Annotated in this window: 15 protein-coding genes and 1 tRNA gene; 4 read left to right on the top strand and 12 right to left on the bottom strand. The window is 57.6% G+C overall.

The window, feature by feature from the left end; all coding sequences use genetic code 11:
• Nucleotides 1-40: 40 nt before the first annotated feature.
• The 5 genes from AC1DYX_RS17145 to AC1DYX_RS17165 all read right to left on the bottom strand — a co-directional run bounded on the left by AC1DYX_RS17145 (nt 41) and on the right by AC1DYX_RS17165 (nt 6,530).
• Complete coding sequence (locus AC1DYX_RS17145) at nt 41-829, bottom strand: AAA family ATPase (protein ID WP_477260913.1); 789 nt, start codon at nt 827-829, stop codon at nt 41-43.
• A gap of 831 nt (nt 830-1,660) precedes the next feature.
• Nucleotides 1,661-3,001 (bottom strand): hypothetical protein, encoded by a 1,341-nt coding sequence (locus AC1DYX_RS17150; RefSeq protein ID WP_477260915.1) that lies wholly within the window; start codon nt 2,999-3,001, stop codon nt 1,661-1,663.
• On the bottom strand, nt 3,001-3,972 hold the full coding sequence (locus AC1DYX_RS17155; protein ID WP_477260917.1) for a hypothetical protein: 972 nt from the start codon (nt 3,970-3,972) through the stop codon (nt 3,001-3,003). Before AC1DYX_RS17155 ends, AC1DYX_RS17150 begins: the two co-directional genes overlap by 1 nt.
• Nucleotides 3,973-4,073: 101 nt before the next feature.
• Complete coding sequence (locus tag AC1DYX_RS17160; protein WP_477260919.1) at nt 4,074-5,339, bottom strand: hypothetical protein; 1,266 nt, start codon at nt 5,337-5,339, stop codon at nt 4,074-4,076.
• Nucleotides 5,340-6,038: 699 nt separating this feature from the next.
• Nucleotides 6,039-6,530, bottom strand: coding sequence for a DUF2167 domain-containing protein (locus tag AC1DYX_RS17165; RefSeq protein WP_477260921.1), 492 nt, complete (start codon nt 6,528-6,530; stop codon nt 6,039-6,041).
• 947 nt (nt 6,531-7,477) lie between these two features.
• Here AC1DYX_RS17165 and AC1DYX_RS17170 point away from each other — a divergent pair.
• From AC1DYX_RS17170 to AC1DYX_RS17185, 4 genes are all read left to right on the top strand, one after another.
• Complete coding sequence (locus AC1DYX_RS17170) at nt 7,478-9,139, top strand: S53 family peptidase (protein WP_477260923.1); 1,662 nt, start codon at nt 7,478-7,480, stop codon at nt 9,137-9,139.
• A 32-nt stretch (nt 9,140-9,171) separates the two neighbouring features.
• Nucleotides 9,172-9,426, top strand: coding sequence for a hypothetical protein (locus AC1DYX_RS17175; RefSeq protein ID WP_477260925.1), 255 nt, complete (start codon nt 9,172-9,174; stop codon nt 9,424-9,426).
• Nucleotides 9,427-9,653: 227 nt separating this feature from the next.
• Nucleotides 9,654-10,148 carry a helix-turn-helix domain-containing protein gene (locus AC1DYX_RS17180; RefSeq protein WP_477260927.1) on the top strand — a complete coding sequence of 165 codons (495 nt, stop codon included), beginning with the start codon at nt 9,654-9,656 and terminating at the stop codon, nt 10,146-10,148.
• Nucleotides 10,129-10,653 carry an IS630 family transposase gene (locus tag AC1DYX_RS17185; RefSeq protein ID WP_477260941.1) on the top strand — a complete coding sequence of 175 codons (525 nt, stop codon included), beginning with the start codon at nt 10,129-10,131 and terminating at the stop codon, nt 10,651-10,653. The genes AC1DYX_RS17180 and AC1DYX_RS17185 overlap by 20 nt, the downstream gene beginning before the upstream one ends.
• 276 nt (nt 10,654-10,929) lie before the next feature.
• On the opposite strand, the gene AC1DYX_RS17190 is transcribed toward AC1DYX_RS17185, so the two are convergent.
• The 7 genes from AC1DYX_RS17190 to AC1DYX_RS17220 form a co-directional block, all read right to left on the bottom strand.
• Complete coding sequence (locus AC1DYX_RS17190) at nt 10,930-11,106, bottom strand: helix-turn-helix transcriptional regulator (RefSeq protein WP_477260929.1); 177 nt, start codon at nt 11,104-11,106, stop codon at nt 10,930-10,932.
• A gap of 37 nt (nt 11,107-11,143) precedes the next feature.
• Nucleotides 11,144-11,911: an IS21-like element helper ATPase IstB gene (istB, locus tag AC1DYX_RS17195; RefSeq protein WP_477260931.1), complete on the bottom strand. Its 768-nt coding sequence runs from the start codon at nt 11,909-11,911 to the stop codon at nt 11,144-11,146.
• Nucleotides 11,912-11,922: 11 nt separating this feature from the next.
• Nucleotides 11,923-13,446, bottom strand: coding sequence for an IS21 family transposase (istA, locus tag AC1DYX_RS17200; protein ID WP_477260933.1), 1,524 nt, complete (start codon nt 13,444-13,446; stop codon nt 11,923-11,925).
• A gap of 165 nt (nt 13,447-13,611) precedes the next feature.
• Complete coding sequence (locus tag AC1DYX_RS17205) at nt 13,612-13,770, bottom strand: AlpA family phage regulatory protein (protein WP_477260935.1); 159 nt, start codon at nt 13,768-13,770, stop codon at nt 13,612-13,614.
• Between the two features lie 99 nt (nt 13,771-13,869).
• On the bottom strand, nt 13,870-15,141 hold the full coding sequence (locus tag AC1DYX_RS17210) for a tyrosine-type recombinase/integrase (RefSeq protein WP_477260937.1): 1,272 nt from the start codon (nt 15,139-15,141) through the stop codon (nt 13,870-13,872).
• Between the two features lie 167 nt (nt 15,142-15,308).
• Nucleotides 15,309-15,402: transfer RNA gene (locus AC1DYX_RS17215), tRNA-Ser, on the bottom strand.
• Between the two features lie 97 nt (nt 15,403-15,499).
• Nucleotides 15,500-15,803, bottom strand: a 304-nt coding sequence (locus AC1DYX_RS17220) for an ACT domain-containing protein (protein WP_477260939.1), incomplete at its 5' end; no start/stop codon positions are given.

The raw sequence follows: 15,803 nt of genomic DNA on the forward strand, positions 1-15,803 counted from the left end.
ATGCCGATAAGTGAGCGATCATTTCTCCGAATGTTCCTGCTCAAGAGACTTCAACAAGATTCTTCAACACATGGTGCGTTCGCTCTTCAATGGACATGCTGTTAGAAACAATAATAGGATCGTATCCAAGTGATTTATAAACCTCGATGATTTTCTTATTCGCGTCAAGCGATTGTTGGTAATTACTTTGACGCCCACCTTCAGCGCAATCTGGGAAGGGATCAAGCGTATCAAATACGAATACCCGATCATATCGATGCGAAGTAGCGCAGTCCCAGATTTCTCTCGGACGCTCAGCGCTCCTTAGATCACAATAGGCAATCCCATCAAGGACACTTCCATCCAAAAAAACAACCCCGCCTCTTTCCAAGGCGGCACGTTCTTTGGCCGCTTGTCCGATGGCGATCATTTTTTGAAATTCATATTGATTTGCAACCGGGTCCTTGCCCTGCGCCCTCCAATCTTCCATCACCTTCAAAGCTGTTTCGTCAATTGTATTATAACCAAGTTCCCTGAGGCGTTCGATTACTTTAGTTTTTCCTGAACCACTCCCTCCGGTAAATACAACAAAGAAAGTCTTTTTGTTCTGATTTTCCTGAGAGGGCGGATACCTTCGAATTAGCGCGTGTCGTGTATCTTTGCATGTATATATTTTTTCAAAATCGCTTCCAAATATGCCTGCGCTCGCTCGGGCACCAATCTTCTTACTTGAAAACACGATACTGAACGAAAAGATCCACGTCGCAAATGCAATTATATTTGCCATAGAATATGGGAGCGAAAAGGACCTTGCCGGCTCGGTTGCTTCGAGCGACGCTTTGTACATCATCCAAGCTGCAACGATGGAAAAAAAATACCGGAGGGGCTCCGTAAAACCATTTCAGCCAAGTCGAAGCACCTTGTCCATTAAAGCGCTCCAACATCAGTAGACGCATTGGTGGAAACCGAGGGTCTTGCTTCTCGATACGAAGGCCGGCCAGGAATACACCGCCTAACAGTCGCTGATAAACTTTTTGGTCGATGATCCAAAATAGAAATATGCCTGCGGACGCAAGAAAACACACAACGATACAGGTCTGAGCAGGCGGCATTAGAAGCGACGTTACATTTCCTCTCATCAAAATAGCAAGCGCTGTCCCAAATCCGAGTATCCAATTCACTACCAGAGTGCGAATCGCCCCTTGTATGGTGTTCAAGTGCTTTTCGTAATCGGCTAATGCCCAGTAGTCCTTATTGAGATCCACTTTAAAATCCTTCAATAAAGTCAAATCGTTCGAAACCAGGAAAACAACAAATGCACTATTTTTAGCGAAATGTCCACCAAATCCGTACCGAGCGCTTGTTACCGCTCCAGTATTAGTACTAAAAATAGCTTGCGGCGCTCTCCCATCTACCAATCGATCAGATCGGCATTTCTACAGGCCTTTACGACACGCTATTACTTCATTGGAAGTGGCAGAAGATTGATAGTTGAAGTCTGCCAACCCCCTTTGCTATTTTCCTCATTCTGGGTCAGTCGCGCAAGTGGAAACGGACCAGCTTACCTTATCGGTCTCACTGTCATTATTAAAAGATCCACTTTGTCGCATCCCTACGAAAATGTCGCGCGATGCGCGCAATCTCGGCGTAATTGTGTCATGTTTCGCTGAACAAACTGCCGTTATATTTTCACGAAATAGCGTAGCGATTTGACCTTGGCGATAATGTCCTCGTAGCTTCTGGCGTACCCGGTTCGGGGCATGTGCTCTGTCAACCAAGCACGAGCTTGTTCAGTCGCGCGACGCGCCCGCTGAAAATTATCAGGCCGGTAACGTCGAAGGCTTATCTCAATGTGGGAAACGGCTGACGGTACCGATACAACGCAGGCGGCGGCGAATAGACCAATGCACACGGCGAGCGACATCGTCGCGGAATCATGGGCCAGAGCCTGGGGCTCGGAAACCATCAGATTCAATAGATGATAGGCGGTCGACTTGCGCTGCATATCTAGAGGAAACATCGTTTGCAGCGTTTTCGGCAACGGTAGGCGCGATAAGATGTCAAGCGGATCGTCGACGCGTATGGACGGCGGAAAGATATAATCGCGATCCCATGGGAGCCACCCGTAAACTAGGTCTTCCGCTAAAAATAAATCATGGAATGAATTAAGGTCGCGCACCGTTGGACCGAAAAGGATCAACCAGCACAGGTCACGCCAGCGTTCCTCCGACATATGCGGGAACTCGTTCGGGAAGCGTTGACGCATCAGCTTCACGGGGATGTCACGGAAACTCGGCTCGGTCTGGATTATTCCAGCCACCCCGATTTCATGCGCCATGCCGATCAATTCGCGCACATCGCCATACCATCTCAGCCAGGCGCCCTCGTCCGACAAGTGAGGCGCCCTATTCAATAGCGTGGCGAGAAGGGAGAGCGCGGCCGTGGCGAGGGCCATCTCGTCGCCGAATTCAGCGACTCCGCTACCGTTGTGGCGATCCCCAAATAAATGCATGTCCTCGCCCCACACGAACGAGAACGACTTCCCACCCGGCGTTTCTTCCGCTGTAACTCCGAAGAGTTTGACTCGAGTCACCAGATCCCTCACGATCCTATGCTCGCCGAACGAGGGCAACTCCAAGCCGCCATCATCGCCTTCCGGAGTCGGCGGTTGTGGCTCCTGCTCTCCCCCGTCCCCTCCATCCCCTCCAGCCCCACCGATGTATGCGCGCCGTAAGAATTCTCCCACGTCTTCGGGAAGTGAGAACGATGCTTCGACCGTTCCGTTCTCGTCGACATATAGGCCGGGCTGGAACGTGCCACGGCAGGCTGACAAGGCGACGGCCGTATTCACGATCGGCTCGGGCTGGAAATATGGCGGACTAAAAAACAAGGCCGGAGCATGTTCGGGTGGAAAACCGTGTGCGGCGCTACGCTCCTCACGCCAAAGCGCAATCGCCATGCCGGCACGGAGATCGATCGATTCGAAACGCCACTGTTTACCACTTGGGGCGCCGGTATCCATCAAGCTTTCGTCCTGGTATGATTACCCACGACGCGCACGGGCACACCCAAGGCCCGCAAGGCAGCTTCGGCGCCCGAGCGTCGACGACTCCAAAGCATCGACTCGAGTCGCGGTATCGGTCGCCGCGAGGCCATGCGGGACGTGGTGAGGGCGTCCTCCGCGATATCGTGCGCGGAGAGCCTGGCCTCCTGCAGGTCATACGCGTTGAACGAGCCGCTCTTGAGCACTTCGATATAGTCCTCGTCGCTACAAACGACTTGACTGATCTGCCCGGTTGTCCAGCGGTATGGACTCAATGGCAGTATCGCCAGAGCCTTTCCCGTCACGATATGGCCGAGATCGGCCTGCCATGACCCGCTCCAGGAACGTGCGATCGCCCGGCGCTCTGAGTCTTGCCGATCCTTGACGAGTCTGGCAATTCGTTCCTTCACGGGCGACCGAACGAGATCATACGAGTTCCGGTCGAGAACGAGGCAGGAGTCTGCGTGTTCGCGCCGTAACACCAAGCACACGTCGCCATAAAAGCGAACCCCGCTACCGTTCACGTCGACGGCGCCAAAGTACATCCGATCAACGACGGAGCCGTCAGGCAATGGAAGACTCTCGTCAACCAGCCGCCGGCGGGCGCTGACGTGGTTCGCGATTCCGCTCGCGCTCGGCTCTGCGGCGAGGTCATAACAATTTTTGTACGCGCCCGCTTTTCCGGACCTGGTCGCTTCGCAAAATCCGGGGACATGCACTGATGACATATTAAAGGTGATCCGCGCTCCAGCCGACGGATGGGCCGAACGCGCATCTGGTCCCCTACCGTCAACCGTGCGCCATACCGCGTCGCAGTTGGCCGACAAATAATCCTCGGCGATCTTATGTTCTCGCGCCAGCCGAACACGTAACCTTCGAATTCGGTCGGCCCAGGTGATGTCGATCGGCGACGCCGCGATTTTCTTCTCGTAACGTATTTTCTTTTTCATTATGGTCCTGTCGAGGGATAGTTGTCGGTGCTACCAAATGCGCGCCGGGCGGCAAGGCCACTATCCAAACATCCGCCGCTCGTCCCGAAGGGCGCAATATCCTATTGCGGTTGCAATATTCTGTCGATCAAGTTGTCGAGCGACGTTTCCCTCAGACCCTGGCTTGATCGATTGTTTTTTGCCATCGTGACCGCGTCATGGATACTCTTGCATTCCGGAATCCCGGCCACGCGCATACGCGCGAGCAGCGCGCTGGCGGCTTGATACCCAATAAACGCGCGCTCCTCAACTAGGCGTCTCGCCAGCCATTCCATGTACTCCGGCATATATTTCATCTGCATGATGACGGTAGCGGCCAAATGCTCACCAGGCGAGTCGCTTTTGATCAGCTCACCGATGTACGGCGCGGCGGCAATCGCGTGCGGGCGCATCCGCTGAACGATTTTCGTCATTTGCCGCGTGCGATCCGTGGAATATTCCTTCGTTTGGCGAAGCACTTCGTACTCACTGGCCAGCTGGCGCAAGGGCTCCAATACGAGCTCAGGACGATTCGATGGGGCAGCGTTTGCGACCTGCTGAGCGGCGCTCAAACTCGCGGTCGACGGAATGACGGCGTCGGTGGAGACGGGGTCCGGCTCGGGCTGCTGCTGGCCAATCTCTTCCGCACGCGCGACGGCCTTCAAATATTGGTCGAACTGCATCTGACCATCCGAGCGGACAATAGCTCCCTGTATGAAGAGCCTCATGTATAAATAAACAGCGAGAAATCCAAGCAAGGAAAAACCCACCACCAGAGCCGTCGCGGTTGATATGTCGGCATTGGTGGGATGCGGCCCAAAGGCAGCCGCAGCGTTCGCACTGATGCGTTCCACCTCGCCCTTGAGGTCTTTGAGGTTCACGAGGGTCAATCCGACGAGGATCTTTGTAAGCCAATCGGAGATTTCCTCCAAATTGGTGTTGGGGCGAGCTCGTAATCCGATGTCCTCATAGCCGGGAACCTTCGCCGCCTCCGGCTTCGCCGGGGTTCCGGCTCCCGCCCCTCCGGACGGTGCAGGATCGGTCTTGGGCACAATGCCGGACTTGGGTATCCCGAACAGGAAGCCGGCTGTCCCTCCCGCCGTTAGGGAAGCAAACACCCATAGCAACACAGGTCCGACCGCCTTGGCCGTCCACCCCACCCAACCGGCCGCGATAACCGAGGCGGCAAGTAGCGGCAGGAACAAGTTATTGATCCGACGGATATCCTCCCGCTGCTGCCGCTTGGCACGTTCCTCCGGCGCGTCACTCGGCCTGAGTAAAGTGTCAAGCTTGGCTTGCCAACGCGCCACCGCCATCGGAAGAGCCGCCGGTGCCACTTCGTCTTCCATTCAAGTTCCTTTATCGATCACCACGATAAAACCGGCTGGACCGTCGTCTGAACAGTTATGCCGACCCAACAGGAAGCATAGTCGGTTCGAAACCCCAACGCGCCTAGCAACATTGCTAACGTTTAATTGTTGTCTATAGGCAATCATGCGCTTCCAGCTTGCTGTTTCGCGCCTAATCGGTGCGACACATTCCACTTCAACAGGGCAAGGCGGGCAAGAGCTCTTGGTGGAGATGGCGGCCAAGCGCAGGAGAAATGGAAATCCAGTAACGCCACTGCTGTTCCCGGCTGGTTAAGCCCGATACCAAAAGCAAAGGGCCCCGAGCATCGCTGCAACGGGGAATTCGGATTTGCCGATCACACCGCGGGCTGCCCAAAAGCAACCGCGAACGTCGCGATCGACGGAATAAGTTGCGGGAAGGAATGAAAATGCCGTTTTTCTGAAAGTCGGCTTTTGTGAACCGAACCGCGAAACGGTCCAGTAGCCGATGAGGAGACCGAAGACGACCACTAGAAACTCGGTGCCTGACATGTGTCACCTTCACGTAAGAGGTGCTGAAGATGGATCTTCAAGGATGCGGCGCGCGCCGTCCCTTCGTCCTCCCAATCGATTTCGTTCTTTACTCGAACGATCGCCTTATCGAGTGCGGTTTTCCGCGCTTGGCCCGGCAGCAGGCGGTGCGCGACAGACAGAAAATCCTCACTTGGACTGGTGTTGAGGCTGATGTGCCGGGTGAGATTGAGAGCAAACGGCGGACAGGTCAGGGACTCGAAGTTCGGTATAGAGTTCGGGTAGGCCCTGGCGCTTGCGCTCTTCGTTCGCGGGGCCGTCACTATCCTTGAGCTTTTTTAGAAGATCATCTGCATCGATCTTCTCATCGTCCTTCACGTAGCTGCTAGGATCGAAGGAAAAGTCCGCCCACCAGTGACCGGAGCTGGAATAAATGATGTTGTTGCCCGGCGAGGCCAGGTTATCGGTAAGCTTCAGAATTTTCGATGAGTTGGCCTCGTCGAGATACATCGTTCCAGCATCAGCCGTGTTTAAGGTCGCCTTGCCGACTATCTGCTCTACGCGTGGCCCGGCACGCCAGTCGAGGGCGCGGATCGCGGCACCAGGATCCTGCTCGTTGGGTGCCGCGATCACGAGAAGCGGCGCACCGCAAATTACGACGACGAGAGATTTAGTCTTCATGATTGAGAGTCTCTGCTTGATCAAATCGCGGCATGTTTTCCTCCAGGCGGAAAAATCGATATGAATCGCCACGACAATCGAAAGAAGGTGTGCGCTTCTCAATCTATGTCAGCAATAGTCGATGTGCACTTTTTGTCTGTAGGAGGTATGTACTGCGTACGCCATCACATAAGGCTAATCCGAGGCGTTAACCAATTAGTGAAACTCGCCAGCTTAAGGCAAATTCCCCGACACCTCGGCGCGGCGAAGCCACTTATTACTTCCAGAATACGAAAAAGATACATATCGACATGTGTTCTCGCGACTTAGCGGGCGCGGCGTGCCGGGCATGCCACTGCCGTTTTGGAGACCTGTCGGTTGCATGCGGAGCATGGATAAGCGTCATTGATTACTCCTGAAATAAATTCTATGCACTTACGCAACTGGACGGCATCAGACGAGATAATGAACAATGTCGGACATGACAGCTCATGCCTAGACGTTACTCCGCCCATATAAAAATCATTTAGCTGCCGAAACATGCCGATGACTAATCGGTTCTGCGTCGCCGGACGCAGGTCGGCCCACGGCGTGATCTGCGTGTAGTCGGCCGCGCGCGGCATCGTTTCCGGCTGCGCAAATCGGATTCCTTGAATTAATTCCAATTTATTTTGGAAAAGATAACAGCAATCACCCAGTATTTTGGGTAAGAAATAATCGAATTGAGCAAAAAATGTTTACTGGGAAATAACCCATCTAATGAAATGCCATCGAATTACGCTACTATCTTTTCTGATAGTGCAGGCCTGCCAGGCGATTAAAACGCCACATCGGCGCGATGGGTAYTGTCAGGAATGCGCTGCGCTACTACCATGATTTACCCCTTCGAAGGGATATGCGTCTACGCCGCATTTTTTTCTGGACGTTGATCCATGTTTAATTAGCATGCACGAATCATTGCCGTCGACATGACGGGCAACCGAAACCTCGAACGTTTTGCTGACTTTACCCAGTCATTGAAAGGAGTTGCCATGCCTACGCGTAAGCTATTTCATGACAGTGTTATCGAAATGCCTATTCAGCCCGGTCCTGTTTCGAGCGGATTCAATGTCCATGCGGCCACGGCGGAACACCATGATGATCCGATGCCGGTCGGTTTTTCTCTATCGCCGTCGAATAATCTTAACGAGAAATTGGAAAAGCGGGTAGAGAAAGGTGAACTCGTGCCGACTCAAGAGCAACGCGATCAATATGGCGTGAGCGATAAGCAAATTGCTCCACTCGTCAAGTGGTTGAAAGAAAATGGTTTTACAGTGAGTTACCAAGCGCCGGACAATACGAGCATTCAAACCACCGCTTCCGCCGGCGATGTCGCTAAGGCATTGGAAGTTGAGTTAGTACGTGTCACAAAAGACGGGATCACTTATACGTCCGCGCGCAACGCGCCAAGCCTGCCGGACGACGTTGCGGGTAACGTCCGGGCGATCACTGGCTTGCAACCGCATCGTCAAGTGCACAAGCATTCCCGGCGGTTGCCGCCCGGGCTCAGTCGAACGGCGAAGCGTCACGCTGGCACGGCCCAAGCTGCCGAGTCGGTGCCAGGCTATCGTCCGGCAGATATCTTGCGGGCGTATAGCGCAGACGGCATTGACGCCACCGGCGACGGCCAGATCATTGCCATCGTCATCGATACCGCGCCTAAAGAAGCCGATATGGTGGCATTCTGGGAACAGAGCGGTATCCCGGTGGATACGTCCCGTGTCGAGGTCATCAATGTCACCTCGGCGGTATTGCCGCCGCCGAGTGGTGAAGAAACGCTGGACGCGCAATGGGCTAGCGGAATCGCGACCGGCGCCAAGCTGCGCATTTACGCGACCGGGACGTTGCGCTTTTCGGACATCGATCATGCTCTCGACAGGATCTTGTACGACGTCGCTCAGGAACCGGGATTGCGGCAGGTGTCGATGAGCCTGGGGCTCGGAGAAAACTATATGGCGCCGGGCGAAGTCAAGACTGAACACGCGAAATTTCTGCGCCTGGCGGCCGCAGGTGTCAACGTCTTCGTGTCCAGCGGTGACGCTGGCTCCAATCCGGACAGTACGGGCCATGGTGGAGGCGGGCCGCTGCAGGCGGAGTACGAATCGTCCGATCCATGCGTCATCGGGGTCGGCGGCACGACGCTGAAGATCGCATCGGACGGTACCGTCCAGGAATCGTCCTGGGCCGGCTCCGGCGGCGGGCGCAGCATGTACTTCAAGCGTCCCGCTTGGCAGAAAGTGAATGGCAAGTCGTCTGGCGGAAACCGGATGGTGCCCGACGTGAGCCTAACTGCCGATCCGAATTACGGGGCACTCGTCGTTCTCAACGGCGACCCGGTCGAGTACGGCGGCACGAGTTGGAGCGCTCCCGTTTGGGCCGCGTTCTGTGCGCTGGTTAATTCAGCGAGAGTGAAGGAAGGTAAGGATCCACTGAACTTCCTGAATCCAATCTTGTACAAGGTGCAGGGGACGGCCTGTTTTCGCGATATCACGGGCAACAACAACGGTGCCTACGAGGCGGTCAAGGGGTATGACATGGTCACCGGCCTTGGTGTACCAAACGTCCAGCAACTGATCAAGACATTGCCCTAGCGGCGAGGTGAGGGACCGGTCCCGGCGCGGCAATGCGCCGGAAAATCGGCGGCAAGGAGGAATCCGACCCGATTGCGACAAGCTCGGCTGCAATCACCATCTGCTCCTGGATCAACGTGGGAAAAGTGTGCTTGGCGAACGTATGCATCGGGATGAGTCTAGAGGAGGCGGCAATGCTGAACGTCAAACCCCAGTCGACCAAGCCGACGCCCAACGCCAACTTTGGTCCCCTCAACGCGCGTTTTGGTAACTATGGCTGGACGCCAATGGCAATCTGGTCGGCATGAAGTCGCTTGCGGTTTGAATCGCCACGAGTTTAGTAGACGCGCACCACTCACAAAATTCTTCCGAGAATGCACCACTACGTGATGACCCAGCACGCGAATGACGTAGATCAGCGCCATAGCGCTGGTCTACAGGTATGCTGGAGGCGAGGACGGGAGTCGAACCCGTCTAAGTAGTCCTCCCAAATTTTGAGTAAACTCGTACGAGGATTGCTGCAGGAGGCGCTGCCATGAAACGCTTGATATTGTCCGATGCCGAGCGTCGGACGCTGCGGGATATGGGGATTTTCCATCCTCATCCACGGGCTCGGATGCGTGCCCAAGGCATCTTGCGGTTGAGTCAGGGACTGACGCTGCAAGAGACGGCTGACGAGTTCTCGGTGCATTTGAACAGCGTGGAGCAATGGCGCCAGCGCTGGAACAAGCTGGGGTTGGCAGGGCTGTACGAGGGGCGTCATACGGGGCGACCGAGGAAGTGGACCCCACAGCAACAGCAGGCGTTGGGCGAGTTGGCGCACTCGGAGGGCGGCACCATCGCCGCGCTGCTGCGCCACCTGAAGCAGCACCATGATCATGTTTCGATCAGCGACGGCACGGCTGCACGCTATCTCAAGGACATGAAATTCAGCTATAAGCGCTACCGCTACAGTTTAAAAAAAACGCAATCAGGAGGCGTTCGAGCGCGCCGGCAAGATCATCGAGGCTCTGGGCCGGCTCGACCATGAGCAACGGTGCGAATTGATGTACTTCGACGAGTCAGGTTTCAGCCCGAATCCCTCATTGCAATACGGCTGGASCCGAATCGGTGAAACCCGGTCCGTGGAGCCGCTGGCGCATCGGCAACGGGTCAACGTGCTTGGCGCATTGCGCCATGATGGCCAGCTGATTTGGACTACGCAACAGCGRCCGACCAGGCGCGAAGACGTCATCGCCTTTTTCGATCAGATCGCCGACCAGCCTCATTCGGTGCCACGCATCGTRYTGCTCGATAACGCGGCCATTCACAAAGGCGAGGCGATGGAGAAAAARCGGCGCCGCTGGGCACGYCAGGGRCTGCACCTTTACTACTTGCCGCCCTACAGCYCGGARCTCAACCGCATYGAGATCGTCTGGAAGCACGCCAAGTACTTCTGGCGTCGTTTCGTCGCCATGAACGGCGCGGCACTGCTCGACGAAATCCGATCCTTGATGAAAGGTTTCGGGACAGAATTCACAGTAAATTTTTCCTGACTACTTAGACGGCTTTGCAGGCCGCTACATAACCACTTTGCTACTCGCCGGAGAACTATCGTCCGTGTCCAAGCGTAGGAATCCGCTAAAGGATCCACTTGTAGCAGTTTAGGCGTTTTATGTTGAAAAGATAAAAGGCCTAAAATCGATGCACTCTCCAAAGTGGCCGGCGCCCGTTCGGGCGCCCTCGCCGTAGCGCGCCACAAAGGCTCCAACGACGCAACGCATTACAGAGCTGAGTGGGCTCCGCCGGACTAGCCGAGTGAACCGCGTCGGTTAAGTTTGCGACCCTCTGGGCCTCGATTCCACCCAACTGTTTATCTCTCTCCAACGCCAGCCAGAAGATCTGGTCGACAGCTTGACCTGAGGCGGAAAATTACCCTTCTTGATCAGCAGATTGCGTATTCCGGTCATCGTGACCACCCATTCCGGCGTATCGTGACCGCTGCGCATGCGGTGGTGTTACGCCGTCAAATTCTAAATGCTGCGGTCACGATAGGTCGATATTTTTCTCCTTTTTGCTGGTTTTCGGCCGCTCGGTGCGCAGCGAGTCGCCGGTCAGCGTGAAGCGGTGGTTGCGCTGCATGACGCGGTCCAGAATGGCGTCGGCGATGGTGGCGTCACCGATCCAGGCATGCCAGTGTTCGACGGGTAGCTGGCTGGTGATGATGGTGGCCTTGCTGCCGGCGCGGTCATCGATGATCTCCAGCAGGTCCGAGCGCGTCATGCCGTCGATGCCGCCCATGCCCCAATCGTCGAGTATCAGGACGTCGGTTTTGGCGAGCTGGATCAGCCATTTTCCGAAGGCGCCGCTGCCGTGCCGGATGCGCAGTTCTTCCGGCAAGCGGGGTACACGCTGATAGAGCGCGGAGTAGCCTCGCCGGCAGGCGTACTGCGCCAGTGCGCAGGCCAGCCAGGACTTGCCCGCGCCGGTGGGGCCGGTGATCAGCACGCTGTGGCCGGCGCCGACCCACTCGCCCAGTGCCAGGCTCATGACGTCGCGCCTGTCCAGGCCGCGTCCGGCGCGGCTGTCGATGTCCTCGATGGCGGCCTGCCCGTACTTCAGCCGGGCACTCTTGAGCAGGCGCAGCAGCTTGCGGTCGTTGCGGGCGTGTACCTCCCGGTCCACCAGCAAGGCCAGGCGCTCCTCGAAGCTGAGCGCCGCCATGTCGGCCTGCGCCAGTTGTTCTTCGAGGCCCGCGGCCAGGCCGTCCAGCTTCAGCGTGCGCAGTTGTGCCAGCGTGGTGTGCATCATCATGTCGTGCTTCCTCATTGGTAGTAGCCGGGGCCGCGCAGATGCGCATGATCCGGGCTGATCCAGTCGCCGGCGCCGGCCGGGGCGCTCCGGTCGCGGTTGTTCTTCAGGATGTCGTGCACATGGCGGTACTGGCAGGCGCCGAGTTGCAGGGCCAGCACGCAGGCGGCTTCCAGCCTGGGCTTGCCGTAGCGCTTGGCCAGCGACAGCAGGCCGAGGCAGGCGCGGTAGCCGTGCTCCGGATGCCGGTTCTCCGCCATCAGGCGGGTCACCGCCTCGGCGGTGCCGGGACCGATGCCACGGCCCCAGTGGATCAGCCGCTGGGGTGTCCATTCCATGTGCGCGCGGTGGGCCGCCGGCATGTGCGCGGCGACGGTGGTGAAGCCGCCCGCGCGGCCGCTGCGCGCATGGCTCGCCACGCGCTGCCCGCGATGCAGCATCTCCACCGTCGCCGTCGTGACACGTGCCTCCAGCGTTTGGCCGACCAGCGCGTGCGGCACGCTGTAGCGGTGCCGTTCGACCTCCACGTGGTAGTCGATATGCACCTTGACGGTCTTGAAGTGCGCGATCTCATAACGTTGCGCGGGTAGGGGTAGCAAGGCCGGCGCATCGATCTGCGCGAAGGCGCTGGCGCGACTGCCCGGCAGCTTCTGGAATGGCTTGTCGTTCAGCCTGGCCAGCAGCGGCGCGATGGCCACGTTCACCTCGTGCACGCTGGCGAAGCGCTGATGGCGCAGCCGGGCCATGATCCAGCGCTCGACGATCTGCACCGCCGATTCGGCCTTGGCCTTGTCTTGCGGCTGGCGCGGGCGGGCCGGCAGGACGGAGGTGCCATAGTGGCGGGCGAAGTCCCGCACCGTGTCGTTGGCACGCGGCTCGTAGCGGTTGGCGTCGGCGATCATCGCCTTCGGATTGTCGGGCACGATCAACTGGGGCACGCCGCCGATGAAGGTCAATGCCCGCATCGTCGATTCGAGCCAGTCGACCATGGTTTCACGCGGCGTGGCGCAGGCGAAGGTATAGCTCGACGCGCCCAGCGCCGCCACGAAAATGTGGGCACGGCCGCCATCGGTCAGCGCGATGGTGGGGCCGGCGTAATCGATGAACAGCTTCTCGCCGGCGCGGTGCACCTGGCGCATCGAGCGCTTGATCTGCCTGGCGAAACGGCGGTAGTTCTCGCAGAACTGCGTGTAGCCATAGGTCTGCCGATCGGCGTAGTCGGCACGGTGCTCTTCCCACAGCAGCATCAGCGTCACGCCCTTGCGGCGCAGTTCGTGATGCAGGCGGCCGTAGTCGGGTTGCACGTGATCGCGGGGTTTCTCGGGAGAGGCCAGCAGGCGCCGCTCCAGCGCCGCTTCGTCGACATCTCGCACCGCAGGCCAGTCCAGGCCCGCGGCGGCGGCCAGGGCCACGTACTTGCTGACGACACCCTTGGAGATGTCCAGCGCAGCGGCGATTTTCTGGTGCGACAACCTGGCGTCCAGTTTCAGACGCAGTACATCTTTTATCTTACGCATATTGATCCTTGCTACGGGCACGCTGTCTCCAGACAAAGCTGGCAGCGTACCCCTTCGGTTGGCATATGCGTAACACCACTACTGCTTCATACGACACCATTCCGGTATCGTGACCGCTGATTCCGGTATCGTGACCGCCGATTCCGGTCCTACCCAAAATCGGTCACGATGGACCGGAATGGGCGGTCACGATGCACCGGAATGACCGGTCACGATAGACCGGAATCGGTGGTCACGATGGACCGAAATACCCAGCAGATAAATGCTCGATCGCGACAGCCCGGTCATGGACATCACTTCCGGCAACTTGATCATCCGGTCGCTCGAGGGGGCATCGATAGTCATCTGTATTCCTCTTGAGTTCTCAATGGAGCCAAGATATCTCAACGGCGGTAGAACGCAATCCCCCAAAAACGCGATCGGCGATATACGGCCGCTCCAGCGTCAAGGCATCGAATTATCCGCGCGGCCGGGCGAGGCTCGCATGGCTTCTGCGGCAACGCGGTCGATGTAGTCCGCCCAGCACTGCATCATCTTTCGCCGCTCCTCCAGGTACTTGGCCCGGTCGTACGCGCTTTCCAGCTTGTCCTTTTGCGCATGCGCCAGTTGGCGGTCGACGACTTCGTGCCGGTAGCCCAAGGTTTCTTTAAGCGTGCTCATCGCCAGTGCACGAAATCCGTGCCCGGTCATGCCGCCCTTGTACCCCATCCGCTCGAGTGCCTTCAGCAGTGTGTTGTTGCTCATGGGTCGCGTCGGATCGCGCAGGTTCGGAAACAGATAGGTACCACCGCCACTGTGTCGGTGCAGGTCACGCAGCAGCCCGAGGGCCTGCCGCGACAGGCAGACATGATGGTCGGTCTTGTCGGGATTGATACGGCGCTTCCCGCGCTTCATCCGTTTCCAGGGAATGATCCACTCACCCTTCTCCAGGTCAATCTCCGCCCACGGTGTCTCGATGAGTTCGCTGGTGCGGACGAACACCAGAAGCATCAGGCGCATTGCGATGCGGGTCGGCACGCCCATGCACGCCTCATTGGCATACAGCGCACGGAGGAACTCGGGCAATCCGTCGGCGTCGATCGCCGCGAAGTGTCCCTTCTCGCGAGGTTGCAGAACTTCGCGCAGGAACTCCGCAGGATTGCGTTCAGCCAGCCCGCAACGGATCGCATACTTGAACACGCGCGAGCAGTTCGCAGTCTGCCGGTTCGCGATCTCGAGCGCGCCGCGGCGCTCGATGGCCCGGATGGCATCGAGCACATCAGGTGCCTGCACCTTGTTGATCGGCAGGTGTCCGAACGCAGGGAAGATGTCCGACTCGAACCGCCGCAGGATTTCCTCCGCGGTCTGCGGCTGCCACTTGTTGGTCATGGTCCGGTGCCACTCGCGCGCGACGTGCTCGAAGGTATTCTGCTCGGCTAGTCGCGCCTGGCGCGCCTGCTCGGCCCTGGCGTGGGCCGGGTCGGCGCCGGCCGCCAGCAACTGACGCGCCTCGTCGCGCCTGGCTCGAGCATCTACGAGCGATACGTCTGGAAAGGCTCCGAAACTCAGCCTGTTCTCTTTGCCGTCCGCCTGCCGGAATTTCATTCGCCAGAGCTTGCCGCCGCTGGGCATGACTTCAAGGTACAAGCCGCCTCCATCGGCCAGCTTGTAGGGCTTGTCCTTCGCCTTGGCATTGCGCACCTGCAGTTGGGTGAGGGGCTGGACCTGTTTGGGCATTTTGGGGGCATCCTGTCCACTGAGGGGCTCGGCATGCCCCGAAAAATGCCCCCAAAGCTGCAAGCTGTTCGGAGACATCGCTGGACAGTATTAGGCAACAAAAAACCCGCCGTCTCTATGAGAACAGCGGGTTGTTTGATGTCCCTGAACCTACCGGGATGATGTTCTGGCGGAGGCGGTGGGATTCGAACCCACGATACAGGTTTAAGCCCGTATGCTTCCTTAGCAGGGAAGTGCCTTCGGCCGCTCGGCCACGCCWCCAGTCAGCTTCAACGTTTATGCGTCAGCGCTGAGTGCACGCATATTAATGGCCACACCTCGTTTGGTCAAGGAAGCACGGCCATTTTTTTGAAAAAAGTTAAGCTTGTTCCAGGTTAAAAGCTTTATGCAGCGCACGCACCGCCAGCTCCATGTACTTCTCGTCGATCAGGACCGAAATCTTGATTTCCGAGGTCGAGATCATCATGATGTTGATACCCTCTTCCGACAGGGTGCGGAACATCTGCGACGCGACGCCCACGTGGCTACGCATGCCCACGCCCACGGCCGACACCTTCGACACCTTGGCGTCGCCCAGGATCTTCGAGGCGCCGATTTCTTCCTTCACGCCTTCCAGCACGCCCATGGCGCGCTGGTAATCGTTGCGCGACACGGTGAACGTG

The organism is Massilia sp. P2_C2 (genome assembly GCF_056404615.1).

Bases quoted from the DNA above. Each gene is read 5' to 3' on its own strand.
- AC1DYX_RS17160 (WP_477260919.1), bottom strand. From the start codon at position 5,339: ATGGAAGACGAAGTGGCACCGGCGGCTCTTCCGATGGCGGTGGCGCGT.
- AC1DYX_RS17155 (WP_477260917.1), bottom strand. From the start codon at position 3,972: ATGAAAAAGAAAATACGTTACGAGAAGAAAATCGCGGCGTCGCCGATC.
- istB (WP_477260931.1), bottom strand. From the start codon at position 11,911: ATGATGATGCACACCACGCTGGCACAACTGCGCACGCTGAAGCTGGAC.
- AC1DYX_RS17165 (WP_477260921.1), bottom strand. From the start codon at position 6,530: ATGAAGACTAAATCTCTCGTCGTCGTAATTTGCGGTGCGCCGCTTCTC.
- AC1DYX_RS17180 (WP_477260927.1), top strand. From the start codon at position 9,654: ATGAAACGCTTGATATTGTCCGATGCCGAGCGTCGGACGCTGCGGGAT.
- AC1DYX_RS17175 (WP_477260925.1), top strand. From the start codon at position 9,172: ATGCGCCGGAAAATCGGCGGCAAGGAGGAATCCGACCCGATTGCGACA.
- AC1DYX_RS17150 (WP_477260915.1), bottom strand. From the start codon at position 3,001: ATGGATACCGGCGCCCCAAGTGGTAAACAGTGGCGTTTCGAATCGATC.
- AC1DYX_RS17145 (WP_477260913.1), bottom strand. From the start codon at position 829: ATGATGTACAAAGCGTCGCTCGAAGCAACCGAGCCGGCAAGGTCCTTT.
- AC1DYX_RS17190 (WP_477260929.1), bottom strand. From the start codon at position 11,106: ATGCGCAGCGGTCACGATACGCCGGAATGGGTGGTCACGATGACCGGA.
- AC1DYX_RS17210 (WP_477260937.1), bottom strand. From the start codon at position 15,141: ATGCCCAAACAGGTCCAGCCCCTCACCCAACTGCAGGTGCGCAATGCC.
- AC1DYX_RS17170 (WP_477260923.1), top strand. From the start codon at position 7,478: ATGACGGGCAACCGAAACCTCGAACGTTTTGCTGACTTTACCCAGTCA.
- AC1DYX_RS17205 (WP_477260935.1), bottom strand. From the start codon at position 13,770: ATGACTATCGATGCCCCCTCGAGCGACCGGATGATCAAGTTGCCGGAA.